14 protein-coding genes are annotated in these 16,805 nt (G+C 44.5%); 2 read left to right on the forward strand and 12 right to left on the reverse strand.

Annotated elements, in window-relative coordinates; translation table 11 throughout:
• The 5 genes from M2R47_RS05420 to M2R47_RS05440 form a co-directional block, all read right to left on the reverse strand.
• Window positions 1-97: GTP-binding protein (locus tag M2R47_RS05420; RefSeq protein ID WP_079393000.1), on the reverse strand; the 97-nt coding region annotated here is incomplete at its 3' end.
• A 122-nt stretch (window positions 98-219) separates the two neighbouring features.
• Complete coding sequence (gene fusA / locus M2R47_RS05425) at window positions 220-2,349, reverse strand: elongation factor G (protein ID WP_249100069.1); 2,130 nt, start codon at window positions 2,347-2,349, stop codon at window positions 220-222.
• 174 nt (window positions 2,350-2,523) lie between these two features.
• Window positions 2,524-2,997: a 30S ribosomal protein S7 gene (gene rpsG, locus M2R47_RS05430; protein ID WP_036364066.1), complete on the reverse strand. Its 474-nt coding sequence runs from the start codon at window positions 2,995-2,997 to the stop codon at window positions 2,524-2,526.
• 116 nt (window positions 2,998-3,113) lie between these two features.
• The gene (gene rpsL, locus M2R47_RS05435; RefSeq protein ID WP_029102685.1) at window positions 3,114-3,488 is read right to left on the reverse strand and encodes a 30S ribosomal protein S12; all 375 of its coding nucleotides are present in this window, start codon (window positions 3,486-3,488) and stop codon (window positions 3,114-3,116) included.
• A gap of 170 nt (window positions 3,489-3,658) precedes the next feature.
• Window positions 3,659-5,419 (reverse strand): EcsC family protein, encoded by a 1,761-nt coding sequence (locus M2R47_RS05440; RefSeq protein WP_249100072.1) that lies wholly within the window; start codon window positions 5,417-5,419, stop codon window positions 3,659-3,661.
• A gap of 287 nt (window positions 5,420-5,706) precedes the next feature.
• Between M2R47_RS05440 and M2R47_RS05445 the strand changes: the two genes are divergently transcribed.
• Complete coding sequence (locus M2R47_RS05445; protein ID WP_249100226.1) at window positions 5,707-6,939, forward strand: beta-ketoacyl synthase N-terminal-like domain-containing protein; 1,233 nt, start codon at window positions 5,707-5,709, stop codon at window positions 6,937-6,939.
• A 239-nt stretch (window positions 6,940-7,178) separates the two neighbouring features.
• A complete protein-coding gene (locus M2R47_RS05450) occupies window positions 7,179-8,525 on the forward strand; it encodes an anthranilate synthase component I family protein (RefSeq protein WP_418001186.1) in 1,347 nt (448 codons plus the stop codon).
• Between the two features lie 152 nt (window positions 8,526-8,677).
• On the opposite strand, the gene M2R47_RS05455 is transcribed toward M2R47_RS05450, so the two are convergent.
• From M2R47_RS05455 to M2R47_RS05485, 7 genes are all read right to left on the reverse strand, one after another.
• Window positions 8,678-10,474: an aminopeptidase P family protein gene (locus M2R47_RS05455; RefSeq protein WP_249100078.1), complete on the reverse strand. Its 1,797-nt coding sequence runs from the start codon at window positions 10,472-10,474 to the stop codon at window positions 8,678-8,680.
• Window positions 10,475-10,786: 312 nt separating this feature from the next.
• Window positions 10,787-11,191, reverse strand: a complete 405-nt coding sequence (locus M2R47_RS05460; protein ID WP_249100081.1) for a hypothetical protein — start codon at window positions 11,189-11,191, stop codon at window positions 10,787-10,789.
• A 143-nt stretch (window positions 11,192-11,334) separates the two neighbouring features.
• Window positions 11,335-12,945, reverse strand: a complete 1,611-nt coding sequence (gene lnt / locus M2R47_RS05465; RefSeq protein ID WP_335341978.1) for an apolipoprotein N-acyltransferase — start codon at window positions 12,943-12,945, stop codon at window positions 11,335-11,337.
• Window positions 12,946-13,042: 97 nt separating this feature from the next.
• Window positions 13,043-13,612 (reverse strand): YggT family protein, encoded by a 570-nt coding sequence (locus M2R47_RS05470; protein WP_249100083.1) that lies wholly within the window; start codon window positions 13,610-13,612, stop codon window positions 13,043-13,045.
• Between the two features lie 58 nt (window positions 13,613-13,670).
• Window positions 13,671-14,501 carry a pyrroline-5-carboxylate reductase gene (gene proC / locus M2R47_RS05475; RefSeq protein ID WP_249100086.1) on the reverse strand — a complete coding sequence of 277 codons (831 nt, stop codon included), beginning with the start codon at window positions 14,499-14,501 and terminating at the stop codon, window positions 13,671-13,673.
• Between the two features lie 8 nt (window positions 14,502-14,509).
• On the reverse strand, window positions 14,510-15,907 hold the full coding sequence (tilS, locus tag M2R47_RS05480; RefSeq protein WP_249100089.1) for a tRNA lysidine(34) synthetase TilS: 1,398 nt from the start codon (window positions 15,905-15,907) through the stop codon (window positions 14,510-14,512).
• 62 nt (window positions 15,908-15,969) lie between these two features.
• Entirely contained in the window at window positions 15,970-16,767 is a 798-nt protein-coding gene (locus tag M2R47_RS05485) for an acetyl-CoA carboxylase carboxyltransferase subunit alpha (RefSeq protein WP_249100092.1), read from the reverse strand.
• Window positions 16,768-16,805 lie beyond the last annotated feature (38 nt).

Raw genomic sequence — 16,805 nt, forward strand, 5'->3', positions numbered from 1 at the left:
CAATCGCAGCAGTTAGTGTGGTTTTACCATGGTCAACGTGACCGATGGTGCCTACATTTACGTGTGGTTTGTTGCGTTCGAACTTGGCTTTGGCCATAATATTATTCCTTCTTAAATTACACCAATCAACATTGGCAAAAAAGATTGTTTTTTAATTTTGCGGACATTCTTAGCAAAATGATGCTAAGAATGTCAAAGTACCGTCAATCAAACGGCGAATTACTCATCATCGTCATCTTTAGCAGTGAATTTCTTAATGATTTCATCTGCCACATTTTTAGGTGTTTCTTGGTATTTCGCAAATTCCATCGAGTAAGTTGCACGACCTTGAGACATCGAACGCATTTGAGTAGCATAACCAAACATCTCTGCCAGCGGTACTTCTGCACGAATGGCTTTTGTGCCACCAGGCAGATCGTCCATACCCTGAACCATACCACGACGACGGTTAAGATCGCCCATGATATCACCCATATAGTCTTCAGGAGTCTCAACCTCAACTTTCATGATGGGCTCAAGCAGTGCTGGAGATGCTTGCATAAAGCCTTTTTTGAACGCCATCGAACCTGCCATTTTGAACGAAAGTTCATCAGAGTCAACATCATGATAAGAACCATCGTACAAAGTCGCTTTGACATTCACAACTGGATAGCCAGCCAAAACACCATTTTTCATGCGTTCTTGAATACCTTTATCAACTGCCGCATGGTATTCTTTAGGAACAACACCACCCACAATCTCTTCAGCAAATTCGTATTCAATCTCACCGGTAGGATCAAGTGGCTCAAGGCGTAGCCAAACATGACCAAATTTACCACGACCACCTGTTTGACGAACGAACTTACCTTCAACCTCGACAGTTTGGCGAATGGTCTCACGATAAGCAACCTGTGGTGCACCGATATTAGCCTCAACGCCAAATTCACGCTTCATGCGGTCAACGATGATATCCAAGTGCAGCTCACCCATACCAGAGATGATGGTCTGACCAGATTCTTCATCAGTACGCACACGGAACGATGGGTCTTCTTTGGCAAGGCGACCAAGTGCAATAGACATCTTCTCTTGGTCAGCTTTTGTTTTTGGCTCAACTGCCAAAGAAATGACTGGATCTGGGAATTCCATACGCTCAAGCGTGATGACATTGTCGTTATCACACAGAGTATCGCCAGTCGTTACATCTTTTAAGCCAACAAATGCCACAATATCGCCTGCACGAACTTCATCTACTTCGTTTTGGCTATTTGCGTGCATTTCTACAATACGACCGATACGCTCACGCTTCATTTTAACAGGGTTGTATACACTGTCGCCTTGCTTGGCAACACCTGAATACACACGAACGAAAGTCAAGTTACCCACATATTTATCATTCATGATCTTAAATGCAAGAGCTGCAAATGGTTCATCATCAGAAGATTCACGACTGGCTTCCGTTTCGTCTTTGTCATCTAAGATGCCTTTGATGGCTTCAACATCAGTCGGTGCTGGCAAGAATTCAATCACCGCATCCAACATACGTTGAACACCCTTGTTTTTAAAGGCAGTACCGCAAAGCATTGGTTGGATTTCACACGCTAAGGTACGCATACGCAAACCAGCGATGATGTCTTCACGACTCAAATCACCCTCTTCTAGGTATTTGTCCATCAATTCTTCTGATGATTCAGCAGCCGCCTCAACCATGTTGTTACGCCACTCTTCAGCAACATCAGCCAAATCAGCTGGAATTTCGCCATACTCAAATTTCATGCCTTGAGATTCCACATCCCAAATGATGGCTTTCATTTCCAACAGATCGATGACGCCTTCAAAAGTGTCTTCTGCACCAATCGGTACAACCACTGGCACAGGGTTGCCACCCAAACGGGTCTTCACTTGTTCAACCACACGGAAGAAGTTGGCACCAGTACGGTCCATCTTGTTAACAAATGCTAAGCGTGGAACACGATATTTATTTGCTTGACGCCATACAGTTTCAGATTGAGGCTGTACGCCACCAACCGCACAATAAACCATGCACGCACCATCAAGGACACGCATTGAACGCTCAACCTCAATGGTAAAGTCAACGTGGCCGGGGGTGTCGATCAAATTGATGCGATGCTCTGGAAATTGATCAGACATGCCTGACCAAAAGCAAGTGGTTGCAGCAGAAGTAATGGTAATACCGCGTTCTTGCTCCTGTTCCATCCAGTCCATTGTCGCTGCGCCTTCATGCACCTCGCCAATTTTGTGGCTTTTACCTGTATAGAACAAAATACGCTCTGACGTGGTGGTTTTACCTGCGTCAATGTGAGCTGAGATACCAATGTTGCGATATCTATTTAGGGGAGTCTTACGAGCCATAATTTTTCCTAGAAAAATTCTCATTAAATAGAGTGTCTGATGCACTGATTATGGTTATTTGACATGACAAAATCATGACCATCAGACTAAATTTCATACTTAGCTCAGTCAATAGTTAGCATATTCAACCAAGCTAAGTTGATTAAGAATAACCCAAAGGTTTTCTTAAAATAATTAGAAACGGAAGTGCGAGAATGCTTTGTTCGCATCTGCCATGCGGTGAACATCATCACGCTTCTTGATGGCAGCACCTTTGCCTTCTGCAGCATCATTAAGTTCGCCAGCCAAGCGCAATGCCATTGACTTTTCAGAACGCTTAGCGGCAGCATCAGCCAACCAACGCATCGCTAGGGCTGTACGACGGGAGGGACGCACTTCCATAGGTACTTGGTAAGTTGCACCACCAACACGGCGAGCCTTTACCTCTACCGTTGGGCGAACACTTTCTAATACTTCTTCAAAGAAAGCCACAGGATCTTCAACATTACGCTTAGCAGCAACTGTTTCTAGTGCTCCATAAACGATTTTTTCTGCGACTGATTTTTTACCATCAACCATCACATGGTTGATGAATTTAGCAATGGTTTGGCTGCCGAATTTTGGATCCGGTAGAATTTCACGGGCAGCGACGACACGACGTCTTGGCATAATAGTTCCTTATATCTTCAGGATGTTCTGGTATAAAAGCTAGCTTAACCAGCCTTACTGCGTACTTGTTGGGTTTGACACACCAAACCCCAAGCTACGCAAATGATGTCTTAGGCTTATGCCTTAGGACGCTTAGCACCGTATTTAGAACGGCCTTGCTTACGATCTTTCACGCCTGCGCAGTCAAGTGCACCACGCACGGTATGATAACGAACACCTGGCAAGTCTTTAACACGACCGCCACGAATTAGTACGACGCTGTGTTCTTGAAGGTTGTGACCTTCACCACCGATATAGCTTGACACTTCATAGCCAGAAGTTAAGCGAACACGGCACACTTTACGCATCGCTGAGTTAGGTTTTTTTGGAGTCGTAGTATAGACACGAGTACATACGCCACGACGCTGTGGGCATGCTTGTAGTGCAGGTACTTTTGACTTCTCGGTAATAGTCTTACGACCCTTACGGATAAGTTGGTTTGTGGTTGCCATTGGCAATTTCTCCCGTTATTAACAAAATGGCTAGCTGTATGATGTACAAATAGCCGACTATCCCCATTAAGGGGCAATATATTATAAGTATACTCATAAAAAAATACAAGGGCAAAACAAAAATTTCGTTTTACCCCAGATATTTAAGAGATGTTCATGGTGATTAATCATCAATCCAGATCATCATTTTCCTTCTTAGCCTCTAAGCTTGATTGATTGCTTTGAGTTAAAAGCTGGGGACGCTCTGGTCGGAAAGTTGCCATGGCAGTACCCAAAACCTCTTCAATCAACTCTCTGTTGTAGTACACACTGGTGCCAACAGATGCTACAGATAATACGCGTTTAAACCAGCCAAAATTCAACTTCTCAATATCAACAAAATGCGACAAATCATCCAACTGTTTTGCAAAAGCATTGTCAATGCGGAATTTGGAATCGGCACGCTCAAGCTGTTTCTTTAAATCTGGGTCTTGTGCATTAACAAAAAATGTGTTGCCCAGTGCAAGTGCTGTTAAAATCACTTGTTTTTCTTGCAACTTACTTAAATTTGCACCAGAAAGCACGCCATAAGCCAGTTTGATGCCATCCGCCCCCATCAGAGGCTTGTCATAGATGATTGCCAATTGGTAAACAGATTTGAGTGACACCATCAACAGCCAAGCAGTATCAGCAATCACGCCCTTAACACCGAACAAACCTGACAGACCACCCATCAGAGCCAAGGCACGATTTTGATTTGCCACATCACGAGCAAACTCATCACGCTCAGCATCAGTCAGTTCATTTAACTTACCCAGTCGACTGTCTTTTTGCAAATCTTTTTTTGCCCAATCATTCGCCCAATACGCAATTTTGTCAAATACTGCCTTTGAAATACTATCTGCACTGGCACTTGGAGTGAATTTACCCACCAATGATTGAGCTTTGGCAAGCTTACCACCAAAAAGTTGCGAGCCAATGGTCGCTGCTTGTGATCTAAAAGCATCTTCATCAAAGTCCTTGCTATTAAGATCCACTGATGCAAAACCTTGCTGTCTGCCAGAAGTCATGCCATCAAAATAAGCACCAATCTTTGTCAAAAAACCTACCTGTGGTCTTGAGTCATGATGTGCTTGAGTCCGATCCACATTTTCAACCACTGCATCGACCTTATCTTTGACAATTTGCGTCGCTTCTTCAGTCTTAGCCTTAATATCTTCGGTCAGCTGTTCGGCCTTATCCTTTAATTGCACACCCTTGTCTTGAGCGTCAGACTTTAAGCTTTCCGCTTTGTCTTGAGCATCAGCTTTTAGATGCTCAAACTTATCTTTGATGTCATCAATCGCATTTTGAGCAACATTCGTGGCTTCATCAACAATCTCTTGAGCCTTTTGCTTGATTGCATGAGCTTTGTCTTTGACAAACAACGCCTCATCAGCAGCCCTTTCTTTTAACTCATCTGCTGCATCTTCAATGTCTTGCTCAATGTCTTGCATTTTGTCTTTGGAAGCCTGCATCAATTCTTCGGCTTTGCTTTTTGCATCAGTAATCGCCACATCACCTGCTTCTTTCAACTTTGCTGCCTTGTCTTGCACCATCGTTGCAGCAGACTGGACTGCCTGCTTAGCTTCATCAGCATGCTCTGACACTTCTTGTTTTAGATTTTGAGCCTGATCTTGCAGTTGCTCTTGAAAATCCGTGGCTTTTTGTGTGATTTGACTGGCGGTAGATTTTACCTCGTCAAGCATCTCTTGATCGTGCTCACCTTGGGGCGTTTCATCACTTTGGGCATCATTCATATCCACCACCTCTGTGATTGAACCTTTGACCACCAAAACATCTTGCACAGACTTATTAGCAATGTCTACATGACCAACAACCTCCACACCATCTGCATTTTCTAAGGTTTCGGCAAGTTCATCAAAAGACTCATTCGTTTTTATGCCTGGCATCATCATCTCCTTTCAATTTTCAATAACCATTCACAAGTTAATCAATTAACAAACAGAGTATCATAAAAATTGCCATCACACTTAGCAAAAATTTAGGTAAATTGTTACCATATCAAGCAAATATTGCAGAGCGTTTCATTTGGTGAAAACTCATCAAAAAAAACCGAACAAATCAACGCATCAATCAAAAACCCATCGGGCTTTAAGAAATTTTTCCCATCTGTTAAATAATTTGTTACAATAGTCAAAATACAAGTGTAAACTTTTATCCAAGTTAAGGAATCATGATGAAAAGAGTCGTCATCACAGGTTTGGGCATCGTCTCAAACATTGGCAATGACTTACTGACAGTCGCCAATAATCTTAAAGCAGGCAAGTCTGGCATCACCTTCAACCAAAGCTATGCCAGTCAAGGGTTTAAATCATGCGTCTCAGGGTCGATTGACCATAGCACGCTTGACACCAGCGGCATTGATCGCAAATTAAAACGCTTCATGTCAGACGCCAGCCTTTATGCCTATCTGTCGGCATTATCCGCCATCAAAGATGCAGGACTTAGCACCGATGATGTGGCGAATGATCCACGAGTGGCGGTAGTGGCAGGCTCTGGTGGTGCCAGCACCGCAGATGTCGTAACTTCTGTGGACAACATGAAAGAAAAAGGACTGCGTGGTGTGGGTGCGGTTGCCGTTCCCAAAATCATGAGCAGTACCGTTTCATCAACCCTAGCGACTGGCCTAAAAATCAAAGGCACCAGCTACTCTCTTTCTTCTGCCTGTGCAACATCTAGCCACTGCATCGGTCATGCCATGGAGCTGATTCAGCTTGGTAAAGCAGATTTGGTATTGGCAGGTGGTGGCGAAAGTGAGCATTGGACGCAGTCATGCATGTTCGATGCGATGGGAGCAATGAGTACCCAATACAACGACACACCAACAACCGCCAGCCGCCCTTATGATGCGACTCGTGATGGCTTTGTGATTGCAGGCGGTGGCGGCATGGTGATTGTTGAAAGTCTGGAACATGCTGTCGCTCGTGGAGCACCCATTCTAGCTGAATTGGTAGGTTATGGAGCAACCTCAGACGGTGCTGAAATGGTCGCTCCAAGTGGAGAAGGAGCGACTCGCTGTATGCAAATCGCCTTAGCTCAAGCAGGTCTTGATACGGTGGACTATGTGAACTCACATGGTACCAGTACACCGCTTGGCGACATCACCGAACTTGATGCCATCGCTCAAGCATTTGGTGGAGCAGATAAGACACCCCCCATCAGCTCAACAAAATCCATGACAGGTCACAGTCTGGGGGCCGTGGGCGTGCAGGAGTTCATCTACTGCATTTTAATGATGAAACATGGTTTTATCGCCCCAAGCATTAACATCAGCAATCTTGATGAAAAAGCCAAGCCTTTTGACATCGTTACAGCCACTCGCCAAACCACCATCAATAGTGCAATGAGCAACAGCTTTGGCTTTGGGGGAACCAATTCGGCACTGGTGGTTAAAAAATTTAACGGTTGATTTTTCATTTTTTTATCCACGAACCCTATTGTCAAAATAGGGTTTTTTCATGTTTGCACACTCATTTTAAAATTCTCATCAATCACCTGCCAAAAAAATCATTTAAGTCGACGCATCTTAGACCATGATGAAAGCACATGATGACGCCCCTTGCTTTTTTTGTTGAACACCTAAGCCAAGCCCCTTTCCCTTTTTTCCATTTTCCTTTACAATTTACCTTTTTATTTGTCATTTTAACAATGCCTGCACATCACTTTACCACCGTCCACGATTCATCTGAGCTGACCGCCCTGATTGCCACGCACCGCCCTGATTGGCAAGTGTGTTTTTTGAACAACAATCACCGCCCTGTAATTGGCATTTGTCCTGCCGTTTCATGGACGGCAAATTTTATGGACGGCTTATACATTCACAAAAAAACCCGCCAAAACGGACACCGCACCTACCCATCAACTTATGCCGATTGGCAAAATGAACTGATGGCTTATGGCAAAGATTTTGATTGCCCCACCAAAAAAGACGAATACACACACGGTTTCATGGGATTTATTGGTTATGATTTATCAGCTCACCAATTAAACCCTAGCATTGGCATTAAAAAAAATCAGCCCTGTGCCTATCTGGGTCATTATGATGTGTATTTAAAAAAGAGTGAGACAGGCTTTGATCTTATTGGCATTGATGTTGATCAAGAATTATTTAATATCATTAAAGATGATGTGGCAAGTTTATTAAAAGAAGACTTAGCGCCACCCACCCCTTTCTGTTTCATTCCCACTTGGCAAAAACAAGACTACCAAACAGCTTTTGACCAAGTCCAAAAATACATCAAGGCAGGCGATACCTATCAAATCAATTTGACTCAAAAATGGCAGGCGGGCTCGACTCATTTGGCAAGCCATCTGCCCAAGTTATATAAGACAATGAACGCTCCGTTTTCTGGGTATCTGTACTTGACCAACTTTGAACTTCTGTCGGTATCGCCAGAGTTGTTTTTTGAATTTTACCAAGAAAAAAATCATACCCATCTCATCGCCAAACCCATCAAGGGAACACGACCACGCCACGACAAGCCATCACTTGATGCCCAACTAAAAAATGAACTGGCAACCAGTGAAAAAGACATCAGTGAAAACTTGATGATTGTGGATTTGCTGCGTAATGATTTGGGCAAATACGCCAATATTGGTACAGTAAAAACACCCAAAAGATTTGCCATTGAAAGTTTTAAAAATGTTCACCATATGGTCAGTACTGTTACTGCACAACTCAACCACACACACGCTTTGGCAGTCTTATTTGGTTCTTTGCCAGCAGGCTCCATCACAGGCACACCAAAAAAACGAGCGTGTGAAATCATCAATGAATTGGAAACCAGTCCACGAGGGGCGTACTGTGGCACCCTAGGTTATCTAAATTTTGATGAATCGGGCATATGGAATGTATTAATCCGCACCTTGCAAAAATCTGATGAATGCGAACTGTGGGCGGGGGGCGGTATTACCATCAAGTCCGATTCAGACAGCGAATATCAAGAATGCATGGATAAAGTGGGACAGATCTTACAGTCCGTGTCTCAACCCTAACCAAAGTCAGTCGCCCATTCGCAAGCCAATAACCCACATTCAGCTCACGGTCAAGCAAATCGGTCAGCATACCAAACCAATGGTTGATTTAAAATACCCCAAAAGCAAAACTCACTTTTGGGGCAATGACTGTAGGCAGATTTGCACACAACTCAAATCGGACGAGTACGCTCAATCAGCCAAGATTTTGCATCGCCATCCACACGATCAATCAGCTGATCATGCACTTTTTGATGATAGTTATTCAGCCAGTATTTTTCTTGATCGGTCAACAGATCAGGTAAAATCAACCGTGTGTCGAATGGACACAATGTCAAAGTTTCAAAACAAGCAAACTCACCAAATTCCGTTTGGCGTGCTGGCACAGTCGCCACAAGATTTTCAAGACGAATGCCCCAGCTGCCTTCACGATAAAGACCTGGCTCATTACTGGTAATCATGCCGTACTGCATCGTGCGTTCTTTTGTGGTGGGTGCATGAACAGAGATGACTTGCGGTCCTTCATGAACATTTAAGAAGTATCCTACCCCATGCCCTGTACCATGACCATAATCCAACCCCTGCTGCCACAGCTGATTGCGTGCCAGTGTGTCAAGGTGAGCAGAAGGTATGCCAACTGGGTATGTGGCAGTTGCCAAAGCGATGTGTGCCTTTAATACATAGGTTACATCTTGCTTTTGTTCGTCACTGACATGACCCACACTTGCCATGCGAGTAATGTCAGTCGTACCATTATAATATTGTGCACCAGAATCAATCAGTAGTAGCCCATCACCTTGTAGGGTTGCACAGCTTTCTGACTGGGCTTGGTAATGGACAATCGCCCCATTAGCACGAAATCCTGCAATCGTGTCAAAGCTTGCTGACACATGGTTCGGCTGACGACTGCGCGCATCATTAAGCATGGTATTGATATCCACTTCATTCAACATCTTGCCAGTTGACACACAGCGTTCAAATTCGCTAAAAAACTCACACAAGGCCGCACCATCTTGACGCATGGCCTCACGAATGTGCTCCAGCTCTTTATCGGTTTTGACCGCTTTTAATATCGTGCTTGGATTCACTGCATGCACAACTCTAATGTCATCTGCCAGATTTTTCAAGGTGGCGACAGCCACTTTGGCAGGATCAATAAGTAACGATCCTAAAATACCGCCCAAATGCTCTGCCACCGCATCATATTCTGCCACCACAATGCCAGCATTTGTCAATGATGTTTTTGCCTCATCATTTAACTTATCGCCATGAACGAACAAGGTCGCCTCATTTGCTGTGATGAGTAAATGAGCCAAAAACACAGGATTGAATGGGACATCAGCACCACGCAGATTGGTCAGCCATGCAATGTCATCAAGACTTGATATCAGATGAGCATCCGCACCAAGCTCACCCATGGCTTGACGAACTTGGGTCAGTTTATCTTTCGCTGAGACATCAATGAATGCCGATGGGTGTGGGTAGATGGTCTTTGTTGGTAGGCTAGGACGCTGCGTCCATACCGTTTTTAGCAGGTCTATCTTGGTCGTTAAGCGAATGTCTTTTTCGCCAAAAACCCTCTTCAAGTCATCAAATTGTGCCACCGATAATACCGCCCCATCAATAGCAACTCTCGCCCCATTTGATAATCTTTGTGCCAAAAACTGTCCAAAGGTTGGATTTCCTTGTCCCATCTTTTGAAGCTGAATGCCTGTACCATCAAGCTGTACTAGTGCCTGCACCCAATAACGAGAGTCTGTCCAAAGCCCTGCAAAATCCTGCATTAAGACGAGCGTCCCTACCGAGCCTGTAAAACCAGACAGCCATGCACGACCCTGCCAATACAGAGGCAAATACTCTGACATGTGTGGGTCGGCAGAAGGAATGATGAGTGCATCGATCTCATGTATTTGCATTTGCTGGCGAATGTTTGCCAATCGCTCAAGACGAATCTGTACACAATCTGACATGATGAGTCCTTTTTTTGATGTTAATATCTGACCACAATTGAAATGTGAAACTGCATTTTAACATAAGCCATCATTTTTCCCAACCGTCATCAATCCGATGCTAGGACAGCTTGTATTCATCTTCATGAATGCTGCTAACATCTCAATGCACTGCGGGTAGCACCAAAAACACCCACCCACGCCAAGCTTAATTCATGATGAGTCATGGTCCATGCATCACTTCAAAACCATCATCAGATGACATTTGGTCATAAAAAAACCCAACCAATTCTACTGCGTGGTAGGGTTGGCTGGGCATTTTTTAGTATTGAATTATTTTTTGTCTTCTGTACTGCTTGCTGTTTCAATCGCTGCTTTTGCCTGTGATTGCTCTTCAACAGTCTCGACCACAGGTGCAGGGTTGGTGGTGTCAGCAGGGGCATTTTGAGCAGCTGGCGTGTCTTCGGTGGCAGTGGCCTGTGTCGGTGCCTGAGTATCATCAGGAGTTTTGTCAAGCTTTTCTTGTGCTTCGGCTAAGGCAGCATCGCTGACCTGCATGCTTGCTACAGCCGCCTCTTGGGTGTCAGGCAACGCTACTGTGGACGAATGATGCTCGCCCGCTGGACGCAACCATGCTGAAATGGCAATGCCAGCAATCATCGTAAGTAGAAGTGCTATGCCCACCAATGATGCCAGTAACTCTTTGGTCGGATTATTATTTGATGCGTCATGTGCCATAAATCACCTGTCGTAACGATGGGTTGGTTAATCTTAATTTAAAATAAATTTACTCTATTATATACCAAATTTTACTTTTTTGTGCAATTGCTTTGATACATTAAAAAAAATTATTGCAAAAAAGTCATTCACTCAACTCATCATTAATCACGCACGCCGTTAGCCGTATAATATTTTTGGGTGGCACTGCTGGCAGATTGATTTTGTCGTGCCATCAAACTGCATAAAAAAAGCAACACACTCAACCCTAAAATTGGATAATTACCAAATCTTACAAATGGGGTTACGCCCATCATCATCGGCACTTCGCCTTGCAAAACAGTCCGCTCAAACTGCGGCACGATGTTTTGAATTTTTCCTTTGTGATTGATGATGGCAGTAATGCCTGTATTGGTCGCACGAATGAAATAGCGTCCCGTTTCAAGGCTGCGCATCTGTACCATTTGCAAATGCTGCCAAGGGCCTGCTGTTGTACCAAACCATGCGTCATTAGAGATGGTCAGCAGCACCTCTGCATCCTTAGCATTATGGCGTGTGGTATCAGGATAGGCAACTTCATAGCAAATCGCTACCCCCACACTTCTACCCTTGACCATCAACGGCGTTTGGTTGGCATCTCCCGCACTGATGCTTCTCATGCTTTGCATATTGGCAAGATTGGGGAGTATATTAAACAAGCCGCTAAAAGGAATGTACTCACCAAATGGAACAAGATGTTGCTTTTTATACAGACTTATGCCATGCCGATCGATGGCAGCGGCACTATTATAAATGGGTGGATAAGAGTCTTTGGACGCATCGTATTGCTCAAAATCACGATACATCAACCCTGTAACCCATGCCGATTCTTTTGCCAAAGCTTGATTGGCAATGCGGTTAATGAACGGTGCTGCCTCATCATGAAACATTGGGATTGCCGCCTCTGGCCATATGATGACATCGCGACCCCACTCATTGCTTGATAGATCTGCATAGATTTTAAGTGTTCGTTCACGATATTGAGTCAGCCATTTTAAATCTTGGGGGATATTTCCTTGTACCAAAGAGACAGATAACCGATCGTTTGGTTTTTGCCAAGTCCAATCCACCCAGGACAGTGCGGCATTTAGCATGAGTACCAAAGCTGATAACACAAAAAACCGCAGATTTTGACGAAATAATTCTACCAGTGATGCTGAAAATAACACCGCCATAAAGCTGACACCAAACACACCAAGCACAGGTGCAAACCCAGTCAGCCAAGACTGTTCAGTAAAAGCATAGCCCACAAACAACCAAGGAAAGCCAGAAAACAACCAAGTTTTTAGCCACTCTTGAAACACCCACAGCGAAGCAAATGCCAATGGTTGCCGACCGACAAATCTCACAAAAGCCCAAGCGAAAAATGCCTGAAATAACCCCATGATCATTGCCATCACAACAATCATGATGGCAGCAATCCAAGAGGGTATTGAGCCATATTCATGAATCGAATGGTATAGCCAAGAAGCTCCCACCACCCAAGTACCGAATCCATACAGCTGCCCAAGCCAAAAAGCCCGAACGGGACTGTCTTCATTCACCAATAAGGCATACAAGACCATCACAGAAAAAATCGCCACAGGCCACAGATAATAAGGTGCCAAAGATAAGCTAAACACCATGCCTGCAATGAGTGCCAAAACAGTGGCAAGCCCAATCGGCAAGCGTGAGGCAAGTGCCGTTTTCCCAGATTGGTTTGAGAGTGCTGGGTGGCGTATGGATTTTAAATTCATGGCATTATTTCTGTTTAATAACTCTGATGATGACAATTACCGTAGGTAAGTTGAAGCGGTGTCGTACACCTCTCATGCCCTACCATACAAAACAACTCTATATTCCAGCCCAAATATTTGCACCGATGATGGTAATGGAGTTTTGCATCAGCAATAAGGCAAAAATCGCTGCAATCGGTGATAGGTCAAGCATGCCTAAATTTGGTATGATGCGGCGAAATGGTGCAATGATTGGCTCTGAAAGCTGCATGATGAGATACACCAAAGGATGCGAAACATTCATCAGCATCACCACCCAACTTGCCACCACCGAACCGATGATGATATAACGCAACATTGCCAAAAATTTAATGATGGCTTGTAGCGTCCCAGCAAAAAATAGCTTGACCGCATTGATTGACTCATTGAGTATGAAAGCATTGGCTGAAATGTTAATCCAGTACAAAATCAACATTAGCATCACCGCTGCTGTACTGATGTGTCTTTCTGACCCCACATTCGGCAAGATGCTTGAAAATAAATCTACCACACGCGTCATGCGTCTGACGGCTTGCATGTAAGGGCTTTTGACATCAACCTGTGCAAATTCAAACATAAAACGCACAAACAACACAATCAGTGCAAAATTAACCACTGCATTAATGAGAATAAAAGGGAGTGTATTCATAACCTATGCCACTTACTCATCCATATCAAATCCACAATATCAACACCATATTATCGTCTTATTGACCCAGCTCGCCACCAAGCTCTCGACTACGATTGGCACATGCTTTCATGCCATCTTGCATGATTTTTCCAAAATCTTGTTCGGCAAACACTGCCAACGCCGCTGCGGTTGTGCCTCCTTTTGAGGTGACCTGTGTTCGCAAAAGTGCTGGGTCGGTCGTCTTAGCAAGCTCGCCTGCCCCAATGAGACTTTGGGTGGCCAGTGCTGTCGCTGTGTCTTTATTTAACCCCATTAAGACCGCCTGCTCAATCATGTGTTCAAGCAAGTAGAAAAAATACGCAGGGGCTGATCCTGCCAATGCTGTTACCGCATGTATCCGTGATTCATCATCTAGCCATGCCACAATGCCTGAAGCACTCATGACAGCACCTGCCACCGCCTTATCCTCATCACTGATGTTGTTAGCGAATAATCCTGTCGCCCCCAACCCAACTGCCGATGGGAGATTTGGCATGCTACGAACAATTTTGGCATATCCACCGAGCATATTTGTTAGAGCTTCCACCGACAGACCTGCTGCCACTGAGAGTATCAGCTGACCAGATAAGTAAGGAATGATGCTTTGACAAGCCTCTTTCATCACCTGTGGCTTTACCGACAATATCAGCACATCAGCATCAATGATGATTTGATGAGCGTCATCTGGTGCAACTGAATGTACTCCTTTGGCGGCAAAAGCTTCACGCTTGGATTCATTACGATCAGATACCGCAAGATTCACATTCAAATTTTGTTCTTTTTTGAGTTTTAGCAAGCCGTCAATGATGGCATTGGTCATGTTGCCACCACCGATAAAAGCGATTTTTTTATCATCCAAAGTATTCACAAGCATTCCTAAGCATCCGATGTGGTGATTTGGTTATCAGCCTGCCATTTTACACCATCTGTACCCATGACGCAAAACTTAGCACCTGTCGTTTTGCTGTTTTTATTCAGCCGCCATGCCTGCCCAGCCGTCAGCAGTAATGTGGGGAAGTCGTCAACACACACCAACCATAAATTGTCTCTAAGCCAAGCTGGCACACCCAATGTCTGCATCAGTTTTTTGCCGTGCAATTGTTTTATCAAAACACCTTGATGTAATGGTACGATGGTTTGGCGAGATACAGGATAAAGTTGCACTTTTTTTCCCAAAAAATCTGGCAAAACCTGCCAAATCAACGCACACTCCTCCGTCTGTTTTAACACCACCTCACCAGATGACCACTTGACACAAGAAGGCGCCAAAAGACACTCCCAAGCCTCTTTGCGATAACAATAAATCTGCATGCCATAACGACAAACGACATGTCCATGCTCGCCCTGCCAAAACAGCCGCGTCTGATGATTGCCATCCCTACGATGAATCAACCCCAACACATCTTTGACCAGCCGCTGACTAGGTGGCAAAATCTCTCCTTTTGACAACCACGCATGAACAACAGATGACTGCACTGATGTTGGCAAATGAACAACTTGACCAATATTTAGCACTTGGCAAAATGGCATTTGGGTTAAGGCATCTTGTGCCGATGCCAGTTTATCGTCAATAAACATTGAGACAATCTCGCTTGCCTGTGCCAATAGCTGACCGCTGCGAGTGATGTTCTGTATCGCTTGGGGGTTGATTTGCTCAAAGACAGGCAATACATGATTACGAAGCTTGCCACGCACATGATCATCGTTGGTATTGGTGGGGTCGTTGACATAAGGCAGGTTATGACTTTTAGCAAATTTGCTGATTTGCTTGCGTGTCATCTGCAACATGGGGCGACATAGTCGTAACTGCTTGTCTTGTATGCGCCTATCTTGCCAAACTTTCATGCCTGAAAGACCAACAACACCAGCCCCATTGACCAAACGCATGAGCATGGTTTCGGCTTGATCATCGGCATGATGGGCCACAAAAAGAACATCGCCATCAGCCATCACCCCTGCCAATGCCCGATAGCGAGCGTCTCGAGCAAAGGTCTCATTATTTTTGGGAAGTTTGACAGATAAAATACGGCACTCAAAGCCATGCTGAGCAGCCCAGCACGCCACCAAATTCGCCCACTCATCATTGGCTGCCTGCCAGCCATGATGCACATGTAGTAATATCGGTAATGTTGGCAGCTCGCCTTGTTCATACAAGAGTTTGCACGCCCAAGCCAACGACAGCGAATCTCGCCCACCACTACACGCCAAAAAAAGCCGATGGCTGGCAAGGTCTGTATGATATGCTCTAAAAATTTGTGTTAACTGAGTTAGCATGGCATCATAAAAAGCTAGAACATGACCATTCTAGCTTTTTTAAGCGATTTTGAATAGTCAAATCACAACGAAACAGTCGAATTAAATGACATTAAGCGTTGATAACGCTGTTCTAGCAACTCATCAATTGACAACTGATTGAGTTCATTAAGCTGGTGGGTTAGGAGGTCTTTTAAGGCATCCATGACTACCTTTGGTGATTCATGAGCCCCCACACCCTCGGCAATGACCTCGTCAATCAAACCAAGTTGGTGTAGATTATTAGCATTTAGCTTTAAAGCTTCGGAAGCATCGGCGGCTTTTTCAGCGGTTTTCCATAAAATAGAGGCACAGCCCTCAGGTGAAATGACCGAGTAAATGCTATTTTCTAGCATATTAACTTTATCCGCCACCCCAATTGCCAATGCACCACCAGAACCACCCTCACCAATCACCGTTGCGATGATTGGGGTTTTTAAGCTACTAAATACCGCAATTGACTTGGCGATTGCTTCAGCCTGCCCTCTTTCCTCCGCACCCACACCAGGATAAGCACCTTGGGTGTCAATAAAAGTAAACACAGGCAACCCAAAACGCTCGGCCAATTGTACCAAACGAATGATTTTTCGATATCCTTCAGGGTTTGCCATGCCAAAATTATGAGAAATACGCTCACGAGTAGAGCGACCACGATGCTGACCAACCACCAGTACTGGTTCACCATTAAAGCGTGCCAACCCACCAATGATTGCTCTATCGTCAGCAAAAGCTCTGTCTCCGTGCAACTCATCAAATTCTGTAAACAATGCTGAAACATAATCTAAGAATAATGGACGCTTAGCATGGCGTGCTAGCTGAACACTTTCCCAAACTGTACTCATCTTTATCATCCCAATGAACAAATGTAAACTTAATTTAG

The sequence above is a fragment of the Moraxella oculi genome, from assembly GCF_023336735.1.
GTDB classification, from domain to species: domain Bacteria; phylum Pseudomonadota; class Gammaproteobacteria; order Pseudomonadales; family Moraxellaceae; genus Moraxella; species Moraxella oculi.